This is a genomic window from Streptomyces sp. NPDC028368, assembly GCF_055565615.1.
In genome coordinates this window covers 397,375-412,867 of record NZ_JBVHTY010000001.1, presented here as the reverse complement: position 1 = coordinate 412,867, position 15,493 = coordinate 397,375, and the positions used below count along the sequence as shown (strand labels likewise).

Annotated in this window: 14 protein-coding genes; 11 read left to right on the top strand and 3 right to left on the bottom strand. The window is 73.2% G+C overall.

Annotated elements, in window-relative coordinates:
• Positions 1-112 precede the first annotated feature (112 nt).
• Genes ACZ4S3_RS01845 through ACZ4S3_RS01835 form a run of 3 tightly spaced genes read left to right on the top strand, consistent with a single transcriptional unit; the run spans position 113 to position 3,437 of the window.
• Positions 113-1,111 (top strand): NADPH:quinone oxidoreductase family protein, encoded by a 999-nt coding sequence (locus ACZ4S3_RS01845; RefSeq protein WP_467924521.1) that lies wholly within the window; start codon positions 113-115, stop codon positions 1,109-1,111.
• Positions 1,108-2,292, top strand: a complete 1,185-nt coding sequence (locus tag ACZ4S3_RS01840) for an acyl-CoA dehydrogenase family protein (protein ID WP_467924519.1) — start codon at positions 1,108-1,110, stop codon at positions 2,290-2,292. The genes ACZ4S3_RS01845 and ACZ4S3_RS01840 overlap by 4 nt, the downstream gene beginning before the upstream one ends.
• Positions 2,289-3,437: an acyl-CoA dehydrogenase family protein gene (locus ACZ4S3_RS01835; protein WP_467924517.1), complete on the top strand. Its 1,149-nt coding sequence runs from the start codon at positions 2,289-2,291 to the stop codon at positions 3,435-3,437. The genes ACZ4S3_RS01840 and ACZ4S3_RS01835 overlap by 4 nt, the downstream gene beginning before the upstream one ends.
• 11 nt (positions 3,438-3,448) lie before the next feature.
• On the opposite strand, the gene ACZ4S3_RS01830 is transcribed toward ACZ4S3_RS01835, so the two are convergent.
• Positions 3,449-3,994, bottom strand: coding sequence for a hypothetical protein (locus ACZ4S3_RS01830; RefSeq protein WP_467924515.1), 546 nt, complete (start codon positions 3,992-3,994; stop codon positions 3,449-3,451).
• 239 nt (positions 3,995-4,233) lie between these two features.
• Between ACZ4S3_RS01830 and ACZ4S3_RS01825 the strand changes: the two genes are divergently transcribed.
• Complete coding sequence (locus ACZ4S3_RS01825; protein ID WP_467924512.1) at positions 4,234-5,586, top strand: hypothetical protein; 1,353 nt, start codon at positions 4,234-4,236, stop codon at positions 5,584-5,586.
• A 194-nt stretch (positions 5,587-5,780) separates the two neighbouring features.
• Here ACZ4S3_RS01825 and ACZ4S3_RS01820 read toward each other — a convergent pair whose 3' ends face one another.
• On the bottom strand, positions 5,781-6,308 hold the full coding sequence (locus tag ACZ4S3_RS01820) for a cell wall hydrolase (RefSeq protein WP_467924510.1): 528 nt from the start codon (positions 6,306-6,308) through the stop codon (positions 5,781-5,783).
• Between the two features lie 103 nt (positions 6,309-6,411).
• Between ACZ4S3_RS01820 and ACZ4S3_RS01815 the strand changes: the two genes are divergently transcribed.
• Positions 6,412-7,641: a S1 family peptidase gene (locus tag ACZ4S3_RS01815; protein ID WP_467924508.1), complete on the top strand. Its 1,230-nt coding sequence runs from the start codon at positions 6,412-6,414 to the stop codon at positions 7,639-7,641.
• Positions 7,642-7,778: 137 nt separating this feature from the next.
• A complete protein-coding gene (locus ACZ4S3_RS01810; RefSeq protein ID WP_467925207.1) occupies positions 7,779-8,228 on the top strand; it encodes an acyl-CoA thioesterase in 450 nt (149 codons plus the stop codon).
• A gap of 161 nt (positions 8,229-8,389) precedes the next feature.
• On the opposite strand, the gene ACZ4S3_RS01805 is transcribed toward ACZ4S3_RS01810, so the two are convergent.
• Entirely contained in the window at positions 8,390-9,172 is a 783-nt protein-coding gene (locus ACZ4S3_RS01805; RefSeq protein ID WP_467924506.1) for a DeoR/GlpR family DNA-binding transcription regulator, read from the bottom strand.
• Between the two features lie 240 nt (positions 9,173-9,412).
• Between ACZ4S3_RS01805 and ACZ4S3_RS01800 the strand changes: the two genes are divergently transcribed.
• The 5 genes from ACZ4S3_RS01800 to ACZ4S3_RS01780 are packed head-to-tail and all read left to right on the top strand — an operon-like array spanning position 9,413 to position 15,470.
• A complete protein-coding gene (locus tag ACZ4S3_RS01800) occupies positions 9,413-10,705 on the top strand; it encodes an MFS transporter (RefSeq protein ID WP_467924504.1) in 1,293 nt (430 codons plus the stop codon).
• A gap of 13 nt (positions 10,706-10,718) precedes the next feature.
• The gene (locus ACZ4S3_RS01795; protein ID WP_467924502.1) at positions 10,719-12,266 is read left to right on the top strand and encodes an FGGY family carbohydrate kinase; all 1,548 of its coding nucleotides are present in this window, start codon (positions 10,719-10,721) and stop codon (positions 12,264-12,266) included.
• Positions 12,259-13,758 carry an FGGY-family carbohydrate kinase gene (locus tag ACZ4S3_RS01790; protein ID WP_467924500.1) on the top strand — a complete coding sequence of 500 codons (1,500 nt, stop codon included), beginning with the start codon at positions 12,259-12,261 and terminating at the stop codon, positions 13,756-13,758. The genes ACZ4S3_RS01795 and ACZ4S3_RS01790 overlap by 8 nt, the downstream gene beginning before the upstream one ends.
• Positions 13,755-14,381, top strand: coding sequence for a histidine phosphatase family protein (locus ACZ4S3_RS01785; RefSeq protein WP_467924498.1), 627 nt, complete (start codon positions 13,755-13,757; stop codon positions 14,379-14,381). Before ACZ4S3_RS01790 ends, ACZ4S3_RS01785 begins: the two co-directional genes overlap by 4 nt.
• 45 nt (positions 14,382-14,426) lie before the next feature.
• On the top strand, positions 14,427-15,470 hold the full coding sequence (locus tag ACZ4S3_RS01780) for a 2-hydroxyacid dehydrogenase (protein WP_467924496.1): 1,044 nt from the start codon (positions 14,427-14,429) through the stop codon (positions 15,468-15,470).
• Positions 15,471-15,493 lie beyond the last annotated feature (23 nt).

Genomic DNA, 15,493 nt, shown 5'->3' with positions numbered 1-15,493 from the left:
GAGACTGTTCCCTCAGCGATACCGACCGCTTAGTATGTCGTTCGACGATGAGGGGAAGGGGGCCGGTGCGCCGTCCCTCCGCCCGCATATCCGAGGTCTGTGGAGGCACCAGGTGAAGGCATGGCGCGTACACGCGAACGGCGAGCCGCACGAGGTGATGCGGCTGGAAGAGGTGCCGGACCCGCAGGCAGGTCCCGGGCAGCTGCTGCTGCGGGTACGGGCCGCCAACATCAACTTCCCGGATGCGCTGCTGTGCCGCGGCCAGTACCAGGTGCGGCCGCCGCTGCCGTTCACCCCGGGCGTGGAGATCTGCGGCGAGGTGCTGGCCGTGGGGGAGGGCGCGGCCGGTGAGATCGGACAGCGGGTGCTCGCCCAGCCGCCGCTGCCCGACGGCGGGTTCGCCGAGCTCGCGGTCGTCGACGCCGCCACCGTACGGCCGGCTCCCGAATCCCTGGACGACGCCGAGGCCGCGGCCCTGCACATCGGCTACCAGACGGGCTGGTTCGGGCTGCACCGCCGGGCGCGGCTGCAGGCGGGGGAGACCCTGCTGGTGCACGCCGCGGCCGGTGGCGTCGGCAGCGCCGCCGTACAGCTCGGCAAGGCCGCGGGCGCGCAGGTCATCGGTGTGGTGGGCGGCGAGGACAAGGCCCGCATCGCCCGCGAACTGGGCTGCGACCTCGTCCTCGACCGGCGCGCGGACGACATCATCGCCGAGGTCAAAAAGGCCACCGGCGGCCGCGGTGCCGATGTGGTCTACGACCCGGTCGGCGGCGATGCGTACGCCAAGTCCGTCAAGTGCATCGCCTTCGAGGGCCGGATCGTCGTCGTCGGTTTCGCCAGTGGCGCCATTCCCACGCCCGCCCTCAACCACGCCCTGGTGAAGAACTACTCCGTCCTGGGCCTGCACTGGGGCCTCTACAACACCAAGGACCCGGGCGCCATCGACGCCTGCCACGAGGAACTCACCAAGCTCGCCGCACAGGGCGTCATCAACCCCCTGATCGGCGGACGGGTCCCGCTGGCGGGCGCCGCCGAGGCCGTACAGCGGGTCGCCGACGGCACCTCCACCGGCCGCCTGGTCGTCATCCCCGGACTGGAGGAGGCACGATGACCGACGCCTCCGACCTGCGCCGCCGCACCGCCGACCTGCTCGCCGCGCACCCGCCCGCCACCACCGGGCGGCTGGACTTCCTGCGCGCCCGGTTCGACGCCGGCCTCGCCTGGATCCACTTCCCCCAGGGACTCGGCGGGCTGGACGCACCGCGCGCCCTGCAAGTGGTGGTGGACGCCGAACTGGAAGCCGCCGGCGCCCCCGGCAACGACCCGGGCCGGATCGGCATCGGCCTCGGGATGGCCGCGCCCACCCTCCTCCGCTACGGCACTGACGAGCAGAAGCAGCGCTTTCTGCGCCCCTTGTGGACCGGCGAGGAGGTGTGGTGCCAGCTGTTCAGCGAGCCCGGCGCGGGCTCCGACCTGGCGGCGCTGGCGACCCGCGCCGTACGGGAGGGTGGGGGAGACTGGGTGGTCGACGGCCAGAAGGTCTGGACGTCCGGCGCCCACCAGGCCCGGTGGGCGATCCTCATCGCGCGCACCGACCCCGACCTGCCCAAACACCGCGGCATCAGCTACTTCGTCTGCGATATGACCGACCCCGGTGTCGAGGTACGGCCGCTGCGCCAGATCACCGGTGAGGCGGAGTTCAACGAGGTGTTCCTGACCGGGGTGCGGATCCCGGACGCGCATCGCCTCGGCGAGGTCGGCGAGGGCTGGCGGGTCGCCCAGACCACGCTGATGAACGAGCGGGTCGCCATCGGCGGCGCCCGGATCCCCCGCGAAGGCGGCATGATCGGCGTCGCCGCCGACGACTGGCGCGAGCGCCCCGAACTGCGCACCCACGACCTGCACCAGCGGCTGCTGAAACTGTGGGTGGACGCCGAGGTCGCCCGGCTGACCGGCGAACGGCTGCGCCAGCAGCTCACCAAGGGCCAGCCCGGCCCCGAAGGCAGCGGCATGAAACTGGCCTTCGCCCGGCTCGCCCAGGAAATCAGCGGCTGGGAGGTGGAGTTCCTCGCCGAGGACGGACTGACCTACGACGACTGGACCCTGCGCCGCCCCGAAGGCGTCGACTTCACCGGACGCCAGGCCGGCTACCGCTATCTGCGCGCCAAGGGGAACTCCATCGAGGGAGGCACCTCCGAAGTGCTGCTCAACATCGTCGCCGAACGCGTGCTGGGGCTGCCGCCCGAGCCGCGCACCGACAAGGACGTCGCGTGGAAGGACCTCCCCCGATGACCGCCCCTCTGCCGAGCGCCCCCGACCCCGACCTCCTCTACTCCGAGGACGAGGAGGCGCTGCGCGACGCCGTACGGTCCCTGCTCACCGACCGCAGCGATCCGGCCACCGTGCTGGCCGGCCTGGAATCGGACCTCCCCACCCCTGGTGGACTGTGGCGGTCGCTCGCCACGGAGATCGGCACCGCCGGACTGCTGGTCCCGGAGAAGCTCGGCGGACAGGGCGCGAGCGCCCGCGAGGCCGCCGTCGTGCTGGAGGAGCTGGGCCGCTCCGTCGCCCCCGTGCCCTATCTGACCAGCGCCGTCATCGCGGTGACCGCGCTCCTCGGCTGCGATACGGACCACGAGGACGTCGCCGGGCCGCTCGCCGCGCTCGCGGACGGCCGGACGGTCGGCGTGCTCGCGCTCCCGCTGCCGACCGCGCCCGGCGGGGCGGCGGAACCCGTCGTACGGGCCGACCCGGGCGGCGCGCTGACCGGCCGGGTGACCTCGGTCGCCGACGCCCCGGCAGCCGGGCTGCTGCTGGTGTGGGCCGCGCGCCCGGACGGCCCGGCCCTCTACGCGGTCGACGCCGCGGCCGACGGCGTACGCACCGAAGCCGTCACCCCGCTCGACCTCACCCGGCCGCTCGGCCATCTCACCTTCGACGGCGCCCGGGGCCGCCTCCTGGCCACCGGGGACCGTGCCCGCGCCGCCGTCGAGCGCGCCCTGCTCACCGGCGCCGGGCTGCTCGCCTCCGAACAGCTCGGTGTCGCCGAATGGTGCCTGGCCGAAACCGTCCGCTACACCGCGGAACGCACCCAGTTCGGCCGCCCCGTCGGCTCGTTCCAGGCACTCAAGCACCGGATGGCCGCCCTGTGGCTCGAGGTCGCCTCGGCCCGCGCCGCCGCCCGCAACGCCGCCGACGCGCTGGCCACCGGCAGCCCCGACGCCCCGGTGGCGGTGGCCGTCGCCCAGGCGTACTGCGCCCCGGTGGCCGTACGTGCCGCCGAGGAATGCGTTCAGCTGCACGGCGGCATCGGGATGACCTGGGAACACCCGGCCCATCTCTATCTCAAGCGGGCCAAGAGCGACGAAATCGCGCTGGGCGCACCGGGGCGGCACCGGGACGCGCTGGCGTCACTGGTGGGGCTGAGCGCGCCGTAGGGAGGGGGCGGTCAGCCGGTGACGGCGAAGCCCGTGCTGAAGGCGCGGGCCGCGCCGTCGCCGGCCGCCACCTCCAGCGAGTACGCGCGGCCCGGCGCCACCCGCGGGAGCGTCACCAGCGCCTCGCCGGTCGGCCCGGCACCCGCCCGCGGCGCCACCAGCGCCAGCCGCTGCGTCTTCTTGCCGTGGGTGCGCACATTCAGCCAGACGTCCACCTCGCGGCCGGTGTTGTTCGTCCAGGCCACGCTGAAACTGCCGTTCACCCGGAAGCTCAGACCGGCCTGCAGCGCCGTCACCGCGATCCGCCCCGTCCGCGGTGCGCGCCGGGGCTGCCGGGCGGCCGTGCTCAGGCCGGAGGTGGCCGCGCGCGCCGCGGAGCCGCCGTGGCCCGCGACGCCCGCATGGCTGGGCGCGGCGGCGGGGGCACTGGTGGTCATCGGTTCCGTCGGCCAGGGGCGGGCGTGCGACGGCAGCAGCGTCAGTACCAGCAGACAGGCCACGGCGGTGGCGGCGACGGCAACGGCCACGGAGATGAGCAGCGAGGCGGCCCGGCGCATCCTGATCTCGTTTCCTCGGGGGAGGGGCGAGCCGGTACATCCCCGGTCATTTCATCATCAAAAACGCCACGCTGAGCGATCACCTGGATGGACATGCCCGGCGCGACAGGCGCCGCCGGACGCGGGACACTCACCGGCGGTGGGCGTTTTCCGGTCACCCCAATGGCTCCCGTGACCGCCCTGCGCCGGACCCGTCGCCGGTGATGTCCTGAAAGTGCTGTTCGGGTAGCGTCATATGCATGAAGACCGCAACCCGTCATGCGCTGTTCGGCCCGGTGCTCCTGCTGGTGGCCGCCCTCCTGGCGGTGGTCACGGCGCTGGCGCCCGGTGCCCGTGCCGTCGGCGGACTCGACGCGGCCGCGGCAGCCCTCAAACAGGGCCCCGTCTACGTCGATCCCCGCGCCTCCGGCCAGTTCTCCTCCGCGGACGCGGACGCGCTGGCCAAGAAGATCAAGAACTCCGGCAAGCCGATCTTCGTCGCGGTCCTGCCGAAGGCCGCCGAATACCCGGCCAAGACACTGCTCCAGGACCTGCGGACCAAGGTCGGCATCAGCGGGGTCTACGCCGTCGAGCTCGGGAACCGCTTCAACGCCGGCGCCGACCCGCGGGTGATGCCGCACAGCTCGGTCCAGAACCTGGTCGGCGCCGTCAAACGCTCCGACTACCCCACGGTCTCCCAGCGTCTGAACGGCTTCGTGGACATCGCCGACCAGCAGGCCAACGGCCACGCCCCCGCCTCCTGGGGCGGCGCGGACAACTCCGGCCTCGGCACCGGCACGGCCATCGGGCTCGGCGCGCTGGTGGTCATCGGAGGCGGTGGCGCGTACGCCATCGCCCGCCGCAACCGCCGCAAGCGGGCCGAGGAGGAGCGGGCCGCGCTCGAGGACCTGCGGGTCGTCGTCGACGAGGACATCACGGCCTTCGGCGAAGAGCTCGACCGGCTCGACTTCAGCCCCGGTGAGCCCGGCGCCGACGACGCGATGCGCGCGGACTACAGCCATGCGCTGGACGCGTACGAGAGCGCCAAGTCGGCGATGGCACGGGCCGTGCACCCCGGCGACGTCCAGTCCGTGACCGCCGCCCTGGAGGACGGCCGGTTCTCGCTCGCCACCCTCGCCGCCCGGCGCACCGGCGAGCCGCTGCCCGAACGCCGGGTGCCCTGCTTCTTCGACCCCCGGCACGGCCCGTCGGTGGTCGACGTCCAGTGGGCGCCGGCCGACGGCGCCCAGCGCACCGTACCGGTCTGCGCGGCGGACAAGGCCCGCCTGGACGACGGCCGGGAACCGCTGTCCCGTACGGTCCGCACCGCGCACGGCGACCGCCCCTACTGGGACGCGGGCCCGGCCTACGCCCCCTGGGCCGGCGGCTACTTCGGCGGTGGCCTGCTGCCCGGCCTCCTGGTGGGCACCGTACTCGGCAACATGATGATGTCGTCGAACGCCTACGGCGCCGACTTCGGCGGCCCGACAGGCGCCGAGGGCGGCGACTTCTCCGGATCCGACTTCAACGCGGACGACTTCGGCGGCGGCTTCGGTGACGGGGGCGGCTTCGGTGACGGCGGCGGCGGGGGATTCGACGGCGGCGGCTTCTGAGCGCCTGGCTGTCACCGACCGGCTGTGAGCGTCTGGCTGTGAGCGCCCAGCTGTGAACGACCGGCTGTGAGCGTCCGGCCCGCTCACGGCCCCGCGGCGGCGATGCCCCGGCCCGCCCGCGATCCCTCAACGCCGCACCCAATCCAGTGGAGTTGGCCGGTGACGCACGGGCACCGGCCTCGCTTTCGCACCGATCAACAGGCGCCCGGCCCCGGCCCCGAGCCCGGCCCCGCGACCGCCCGCTTGGCGCCCAGGAACCGGGCATAGCGCGGCCGCGCCGCGAAGTCCGCGTACGTCCATACGGCGGGCCGGCCCACCTCCTTGCACAGGTGCAGGACCTGACCGGGCGCCAGATGGACACCCACATGCGCGCCGTACCCGGCGGGCCGGCCCTCGACCGGCCCGCCGTCGAAGAGCACCAGGTCCAGCGGCCGCGGATGCTCGGCGCGTACGGTCGCCAGCTCGTCCGCCCACAGCTCCGCCGAGCGCAGGGGCGGGACCGGCAGGCCGAAATGGCGCAGTACGGCATAGGCGTAGCGCTGGCAGTTCGCGCCCCCGGTGAGAGCGGGGGCCGCGTCCCCGGTGGATGACGGGCATTCAGGTGTCCCCGCTCCCGGATGGCGGGCGCCCGAGTAGTTGACGTTGCGAAAGGCCTCCGGCAGGCGGGCCAGGGCGTCCGGGCCGCAGGGGACGGGGATTTGGGGGCCGGGAGGTGAGGTCACCAGGCAATGATGCAAGGGATCTCCCCGATGCCGTATGCCGTGCGGTCGACAAGGCTCGGCAGACCGGCACCGACGTGTACGCGAACCCGCGAGGAGATCCCCGATGCACCGCCGCTTCCGCAAGGCCGCTCTATGGGGCGCGACCATGGCCGCCGTCATGGCAGCCGCAGGCCCGCTCAGTCCGGCGCACGCCGCGCCGCACGCCGACCCCACGCCCCAGCCCTCACCCCGCGGCATGCTCGACGCGATGCGCCGCGACCTCGGGCTGACCCCCGATCAGGCCCGCACCCGCCTCGCGCAGGAGGCCGAGGCGCAGCGGGCCGCCACCGCGGTGCGCCGGGTGCTCACCGCGCCGCCCGCCGGCATGTGGTTCGACAAGGCGGTCGGCAAGCTGATCGTCGCGGTCACCGTCGCCACCGACGCCGAGCGCGTACGGGCCGCCGGCGCGCTGCCCAAGACCGTCTCGCACAGCCGCGCCGCGCTCACCGAACTGGTCCGGCAGATCGCCACCAGGGCCGGCAACGGCGTGCCCGGCGTCACCGGCTGGGGCGTGGACGAGCGCGCCAACGGCGTCGTGGTCCGCATCGACCGCCGGGCCGGCACCGCGGCGACCAACTCCTTCGAGAACGCCGTACGCTCGCTCGCCGCCCCCTCGCGCATCCCGGTGACCATCGAGCGCAGCGCCCAGGCGCCGCGCCAGCAGGCCGGCACGGTCATCGGCGGCGAGCGCTGGATGCCCGGCCAGGAGGGCATCTGCTCCATCGGCTTCTCGGTGACCGGCGCGGCCGGCTTCCAGGGCTTTCTGACGGCCGGTCACTGCACCGACAACACCGATCAGCCCGCCTACGGCAAGGACGGCAGCCTCCTGGGCACCTCCAACGAGGGCGGGGGCCACAGCGTGATCGGACGCGAGGGTGACTTCGGCCTGGTCACCGTGGACGGGCCGGGCTGGAAGCTGTCCCCGAACGTGGCCGGGCAGGGCGGCCAGCCGGTCGCCGTCACCGGCTCGCAGGAGGGCGTGGCGGGCATGTCCATCTGCCACTCCGGGGAGGCCACCGGCTGGCACTGCGGCGAGATCACCCGGACCGACCAGACGGTGGACTACGGCACCGCCATCGTCGACGGGCTGTCGTTCACCAACGCCTGCTCGGCGCCCGGGGATTCGGGCGGCTCCTATGTCACCCAGCCCGGCGCCCCGAAGGCGGTCGGGCTGCACTCCGGCGGCGGTACGGCCACCTGCAGCGATGGCGGCGGCGACACCATCACCATCTTCCAGCCGGTCGACGAGGCGCTGGCCAAGTGGAATCTGACGCTGAAGACGGGCGGTTCCTGACGGGCGCCCGCCCCGGGCGGCTCCCGCCCGCCGGACCCCGGCGCCTACCATGTGACGCGCGTGACCACTGAGGTCCGCGCCGCGTCCGCCCAACGGGTCGGCGCCAACGGGGAGCGGGAGAGAACGTGACAGAGGCAATGGGCACGGCAGCAACGGCAGAGGGCGCGACGGCGTTCACCGTAGGGATCACCGTCCGCGGCTATGAGACGGACACCCAGGGCCATCTCAACCAGGCCGTCTACCTCCAGTACGCCGAGCACGCCCGCTGGTCGCTGCTGCAGGCGAGCGGCATCCGGCAGAGCGCGATGGTGGACCGGCGCGTCGGCCCGGTGACGGTCGAGACGACCATCCGCTACCGGCGCGAGCTGCGCGCCGGTGACGAGATCGAGGTCAGCTGTGCGTTCGTCTGGGGCGAGGGCAAGACGTTCACCATCAAGCAGAGGGTCACCAAGACCGACGGGACGGTGGCCGCGGAGGTGAGCGCCGTATGCGGTCTGCTCGACCTCGACAAGCGCAAGCTGCTCCCCGACCCGCGAGAGGCCTTCCGCGAGCTGGCCGCCGACCCCTCGGTGCTGGGCCTGGGCTGAATCCCTTAGGGCGGGGGCGAACAGATCCCGTAGGGGATGCGAGCGCCCCCTTCGGGGCCACAACGCGCAGGTGCCGGGGCGGCATTCCCGTGGGGCGGCATTCCCGTGCGGGGCGGTGTTCCCGTAGCGGGCCGGCATTCCCGTGGCTCACCACGCGCTGCCTACGGCCGCTGCGGCACCACCATCACCTCGGTGCCGCCCGCCCGCACCGCCCGTACCTGCTCCGCCGCCAGCCCGTCGTCCACGATCAGCAGCTCGAAGTCGGTCAGCGGCGCGAGCGCGTACAGCCCGTCCTTGGTGAACTTCGTGTGGTCGGCGACCAGCACGCGCCGCGCCGCGCTCTCCATCATCGCCCGCTTGACCTGCACCGTCTCCGGCGAGGTGTGATAGCAGCGGCCGTTGGTGACGGCCGTGGTGGACATGAACAGCGCATCGGCGCGAAAGGCCCGGACCGCGTCCGCGGTGTGCAGCCCCATGAAGGCGTCGTACGCCGGGAAGTAGGCGCCGCCCAGCGTGATCAGCGAGATGCCGGGCTCCTTGGCGAGGGTGGTGATCGCCGGGAGCGAATTGGTGATCACGGTCAGCGGGGTGTGCTCGGCGGCCTGGTGTGCCAGCAGCAGACAGGTGGTGCTGTCGTCCAGCAGCACCGTCTGCCCGGGGACCAGCAGTGTCGCCGCGGCCCGCGCCAGCAGCTGCTTGGTCGCCGCCATGGTGGCCATCCGCTCCGCGACGCTGCCGTGGAACTGCGCCGACGGCAGCCCCGTCGCCCCGCCGCGCACCTTGCGCAGCCAGCCCTGCGCCTGCAGCGCGTCCAGATCGCGGTGCGCGGTCATCAGGCTCACGTCGAACTCCTCGGCGAGGTCCGAGGTGCGGACGAAGCCGCCCGCGATGACGCGCTCGCGCATCCGCCGCCGCCGCTCCTCCTGGGCCTCGACCCGGTCCATCGGCCCTCCTACGTCCCCGTCGAGTGAATTCGCCGCGTTATGTTCGCACGGAATTAACACTGCACGCCCGGCGGCAGCGGTGTCCACATGCGGTTCCGCTACGAGGCAACACGGCTGGTCGCGGCCCCGATGCGAAGATTCCGGCGGCCATTGACGCCCGATTCCGCGCGGCGGTTCCATCACTCCGTCCACCCCCTGCGCTCACCCCTCCCGCCCCGCCGCCGCAGAAAGGGAGATTCGATGACGAACTCTCCGCCGCGTTCGCTGATCACCCGCCTCGGCATCCCGCCGACCCTCGTCTGGGGATACCTCGGGCTCCTCCTCTTCATGGTCGGAGACGGGGTCGAGTCCGGCTACCTCTCGCCGTACCTGACCGACCAGGGCTTCTCCGAGTCCCGCGTCGCACTGCTCTTCACCGTCTACGGGATCGCCGCCGGCCTCGCCGCCTGGCTCTCCGGAGTGCTCTCCGACCTGTGGGGCCCGCGCCGCGTCATGTGGATGGGCCTGGGCATCTGGGCCGTCTTCCAGCTCCTCTTCCTCGCCCTGGCCATCCCGATGACCAGCTATCCGCTGATGCTGCTCGCCTACGGCCTGCGCGGCCTGGGCTACCCGCTCTTCGCCTACGGGTTCCTGGTCTGGATCGCCGCCGTGGCGCCCCGCGCCCGGCTCGGTACGGCCATGGGCTGGTTCTGGTTCGCCTTCACCGGCGGCCTGCCCACGCTCGGCTCCCTGGTCGCCAGCGGACTCATCCCGGGCATCGGCGCCTACGCCACGCTGTGGGCCGCGCTCGCCCTGGTGGCCGTCGGCGGGCTGATCGCCCTGCTGCTGGTACGGGACGACCGGGGCGGCAGGCGGCCCCGGAGCGAGAGTCCGCTCGGCACGCTCGTCGGCAGCGTCACCATCCTGTGGCGCAATCCCCGCGTCGGCATGGGCTCGGTGGTGCGGGTCATCAACACGGCCTCGCAGTTCGGCTTCTTCGTGATCATGCCGATCCACTTCACCAGGACGGTCGGCTTCAGCCTCACCCAGTGGCTGCATCTGCTCAGCGCGATGTTCGCCACCAATATCTTCGCCAACCTGCTGTTCGGCGTGCTCGGCGACCGCATCGGCTGGCGCCGCACCATCGCCTGGTTCGGCGGCGCCGGCTGCACCGTGAGCACCCTGCTGCTCTTCTACGTACCGAACGCGGCGGGTGCCAACTTCCCGCTCGCCCTGGTGGTGGCCGCCTTCTACGGCGCTACGCTGGCGGGATATGTACCCCTTTCGGCGCTTGTGCCCTCCATGGAACCGCAGCACAAGGGACAGGCGCTGGCCGCGCTCAACCTGGGCGCCGGTGCCAGCACCTTCGTCGGTCCCGCCGTGGTCGCGGTCTTCGTGGGACCGCTCGGCGTCGAAGGGGTTGTCTGGATCTTCGCGGGGATGTACGCGGTGAGCACCGTGCTCGCCCTCTTCCTGAAGCTGCCGGACGAGCCGGGTACCACGGACGGCGCACCGCAGGCCGGTGCCCCGGCCGCCGCCTCGGCCCCGGCGTGAAAGGACCCCACTGATGTCCGTACTGACCATCGACGTCGGCACCACGGTGATCAAGTCCGTCGTCTTCGACGACCAGGGCACCGAGATCGCCGTCGCCCGCCAGGCCACCGAGGTCCTGCGCCCGCACCCCGGCTGGGCCGAACAGGACATGGATGCCGTCTGGAGCGCCGTCGTCCGCACCGTCCGCGAAGTCCTCGACGATCTGGCCGACCCCGTCTGGCTGGTGTCCTTCACCGCCCAGGGCGACGGCGCCTGGCTCGTCGACGACCGCGGCCGCCCCACCGGACCCGCCATCCTGTGGTCCGACGGGCGCGCCGGGGACCTGCTCACCGCCTGGCAGCGCGACGGCGTCCTGGAGGCGGCCTTCCGCCGTAACGGCTCGCTGACCTGCACCGGCATGCCCAACGCCCTCTTCAGCTGGCTCGCCGCACACGACCCGGACCGCCTCGCCCGCTCCGCCACCTCGCTCACCGCCGCCGGCTGGCTCTTCCTGCGCCTCACCGGCGTCCGCGCCAGCGACGAGTCCGACGCCTCGGCCCCGTTCCTCGACCACACCACCGGCGACTACGACCCGCAGATCCTCGACCTGTTCGGCCTGAGCGACTGCCGACGGCTGCTGCCCACCGTGCTGGGCGAGTCGGAGCGCATCGCCGAGCTCACCACCGAAGCCGCGGACCTGCTGGGCCTGCCCGCCGGGCTGCCCGTCGTGATGTCCCCCTACGACATCGCCGCCACCGCCCGCGGCGTCGGCGTGGTCAACCCCGGCCAGGCGTGCAGCATCCTCGGCACCACCCTGTGCACCGAGATCGTCCGCACCGGCATCGACACCAGCGGCGAACCCTCCGGTATCAACATCGCCTACCGTGGCCGCGAACGGGTGCTGCGCGCCTTCCCCACCCTCAACGGCGCCGAGGTGCTCGGCTGGGCGGCGCGGCTGCTGCAACTGTCCGGCCCGCCGGAGCTGGCGCAGCTGGCCTTCGCCTCGGAGCCCGGCGCCCGCGGGCTGACGTTCCTGCCGTACCTCTCCCCGGCCGGTGAGCGCGCCCCCTTCCTGGACCCGCGCGCCCGCGGCTCCTTCTGGGGCATGTCCCTCGACCACACCCCCGCAGACCTGGCCCGCGCCGTCTTCGACGGCCTCTCCCTGGTCCTGCGCGACTCACTGGCCGCCGCCCGTACGGACATCAGCGAGCTGCGGCTGTGCGGCGGCGGCGCCAACAGCGACGCGTGGTGCGCGCTGATCGCCGATGCGACGGGCGTGCCGACCGCCCGCTCCGGCGATACCGAACTCGGCGCCAAGGGTGCCTTCCTGACCGGACTGGTGCGCTCCGGGGCCGAGAGCAGCATGCACCGCGCGGCCGCCAAGTACGTCCGAATGAGCCGGAGTTGGGAACCCGATCCGGAACGTGCGGAGTTCTACAGCGCGCTCTACGAGGACTTCCTCACCTGGCGCCGCCTCGCCCGGGAGGCCGGCTGGCGCAGCGGCGCGGTGTGGCGGGGGAGCGCCTCCCGGGGGACCGGAGTCCTCTCCCTCACCCCCTCGCTCGGAGGCACCCGTGTCTGATCCCCACGCCCCCACGCTCGACGGCATCTGGCTCGGCCTCGACCTCGGCACTCAGAGCGCCCGCTGCGTCGCCGTCGACGGCACCGGCCAGGTCCTCGCCACCGCCGCCCGCCCGCTGGCCGGCCGACGCGAGGGCAGATGCCATGAGCAGGACCCGGAGGAATGGTGGACGGCTCTCGCCGACGCCTGCCGGGAAGCCCTGAGCGCCCTCGACCCGCGGCGCATCCGCGGTCTCGCCCTCGACGGCACGTCCGGCACGATCCTGCTCGCCGACGCCCACGGCACCCCGCTCACCCCGGGCCTGATGTACGACGACGGGCGCGCCGACACCCAGGCCGCGGCCGTCAACGAGGCGGGCGCGGAGGTCTGGCAGGAGCTGGGCTACCGCAGCATGCAGCCGTCCTGGGCGCTGCCCAAGCTCCGCTGGCTGCTGGACCACCTGCCGGCCGCGGCCGCCGAGGGAACCCGGCTGCTGCATCAAGTCGACCTGGTGAACTGGAAGCTGGCCGGACACCAGGTGGCCGCCGACGCCAGCCACGCCCTCAAGACCGGCTACCACCTGATCGAGGAACGGTGGCCGGAGAGGGTGATGGCCGAACTCGGCGTCCCCAGAGGTCTGTTGCCCGACGTCGTACGCCCCGGCACCGTGCTCGGCACGGTATGCGCCGAGGCCGCCGCCGCCACCGGAATTCCCCAGGGCACCGCCATCGTCGCCGGAATGACCGACGGCTGTGCCGCCCAGATCGGCGCCGGAGCCCTCGCGCCGGGCGCCTGGAACTCGGTGCTCGGCACCACCCTCGTCCTCAAGGGCAGCAGCCCGCACCTGGTCAGGGACCCGGCGGGCGTCGTCTACTGCCACCGCGGACCGGGCGGGAACTGGCTGCCGGGCGGCGCCTCCAGCAGCGGCGCGGGCGTCATCTCCCAGTACTTCCACAGCGGGAACCTGGACGTGCTCACCGCGCAGGCCGCCGCCCTCGATCCGGACGCGGTCGCCTACCCCCTCGTCTCCACCGGCGGCGAGCGCTTCCCCTTCCGCGCCCCCGACGCCGAACCCTTCATCATCGGCGAAGTCCCCAACCGGGCGGTCGAGTTCCACGCCTACCTCCTCGGCGTCGCCTGTCTCGAACGCCTCTGCTTCGACTACCTCGACCGGCTCGGCGCCCCCGTCGACGGACCGCTCACCTTCACCGGAGGCGCCACCCGCAACCGCTACTGGTGCGGGCTGCGCGCCGATGTCCTCGGCCGCCCCGTAAGCCTGCCCGAACAGGCCGAGGGCGCCATCGGGATGGCCGTCCTCGCCGCCACCGCCTCCGGAGCCGGCCTCGAGGAAGCGGCCACGGCCATGGTCCGGGTCGGCGCCGAAATCCAGCCGACCCCCGCCCGCACCGCCCGCTATCTCCCCGTCTACCTCCGCTTCCTCGACGAACTCACCCGCCGTGGCTGGCTCGACCACGCCGTGGCCGAACACGCCCGCAGGAGGGCCGCCCCGTGACCGACTTCATCCTCGTACGCCACGGCGAGACCGTCTGGCATGCGGAGAACCGTTACGCCGGCCGCACCGACGTCCCCCTCACCGACCACGGCCGCGAACAGGCCGCGGCCCTCGCCACCTGGGCCGCCACCGCCCAACTCACCGCCGTCTGGAGTTCCCCGCTCGCCCGCGCCCGCCTCACCGCCGCCCCCGCCGCCGACGCCTGCGGCCTCACCCCGTCCATCGACGAGCGGCTCTACGAACTCGACTTCGGCCAGGGCGAGGGCCTGACCCGGGACGAGATGCGGCAGCTCTTCCCGCAGCAGCTGGCGGCGTTCCTCGCCGACCCGGTCGAGAGCCACCTGCCCGGCGGCGAACACCCGCGCCGGGCCGCCGAGCGCGCCGGTGCCGCTCTGGCCGACCTCGCCCGCAAAGAGCCCGACGGCCGGATCCTCGTCGTCGCCCACTCCACCCTCCTCCGGCTGCTGCTCTGCCATCTCCTCGGCATCCCGCTCGCCGACTACCGCCGGGTCTTCCCCCAGCTGCACAACGGCGCCCTCACCGAGATCCGCATCGAGCACGGCCACACCGCCCTGCTCGCCTTCAACGCCCCGGCCCTGACCCAGGCCCCCGCCCTCAGCTGACCGCACGGCCACCAGCCCGCACCACCCTTCAGGAGAAGCCCCGTCATGACCACCACGGTCCTCGCCGCCGGCAACCACTTCATCCGCCCGAGCCTGTTCGCCGAGGCGGTGCGCGCCGCGGCCGGGGACACGCCGCTGGAGATACGCGAGCTTCAATTCGGCTGGCCGCACACCCCCTTCGGCCCGGTCGCCGAGGTCATCGAGGCCTCCGGCACCGAGGACGAGATGATCGAGGCGCTCCGGGACGTCGAGATCTGTGTCACCGAACACGGCCCGCTCACCGAGCGCATCCTCGCCCACTGCCCCGATCTGAAGCTCTTCTGCACCAGCCGGGGCGGGCCGGTCAACGCCAATCTTGAAGCCGCCACCCGGCACGGCGTCGCGGTCTGCTACGCCCCCGGCCGGAACGCCACCGCCACCGCGGAACACACCCTCACCCTGCTGCTCGCCGCCGCCCGCGGCGTCGGCGACACCCACACCGACCTGCGCCGCGGCGTCTGGCGCGGCGACTACTACGACTACGACACCTGCGGCATCGAGATCGAGGGCGCCACCGTCGGCCTGATCGGCTACGGCGCCATCGGCAGCCGCGTCGCCAAGGTCCTCGCCGCCATGGGTGCCCAGGTCCTCGTCCACGACCCCTACGTTCCTCCCGAGGCGCTGGCCGGCATCGCCGAACAGGTCTCCCTGGACGAGCTGTTGACCCGCTCCCGCATCGTCTCCCTGCATGCCCGGGTCACCGAGGAGACCAAGGGCATGATCGGCCGCGACCAGATCGCCGCCATGCCGCGCGGTGCCGTCCTGGTCAACTGCGCCCGCGGCGCGCTCCTCGACTACGACGCGGTCTGCGACGCACTGGACTCCGGCCACCTCTCCGGCGCGGGCTTCGACGTCTTCCCCGAAGAGCCCCTCCCCGCCGGATCGCGGCTGCTGACCGCCCGCGGTGCCGTCCTCACCCCGCATATCGCGGGCGGCAGCCGGCAGGTCGCGCACAAGGCCGCGGGGATCGTCGCCGGGGACGTCGGCCGGTATCTGCGCGGCGAGCCACTGGTCCACTGCGCCAACCCCGAGGTGATGAAGGGGAGTTGACGGGAAGGGAGCGGGAGCTGACG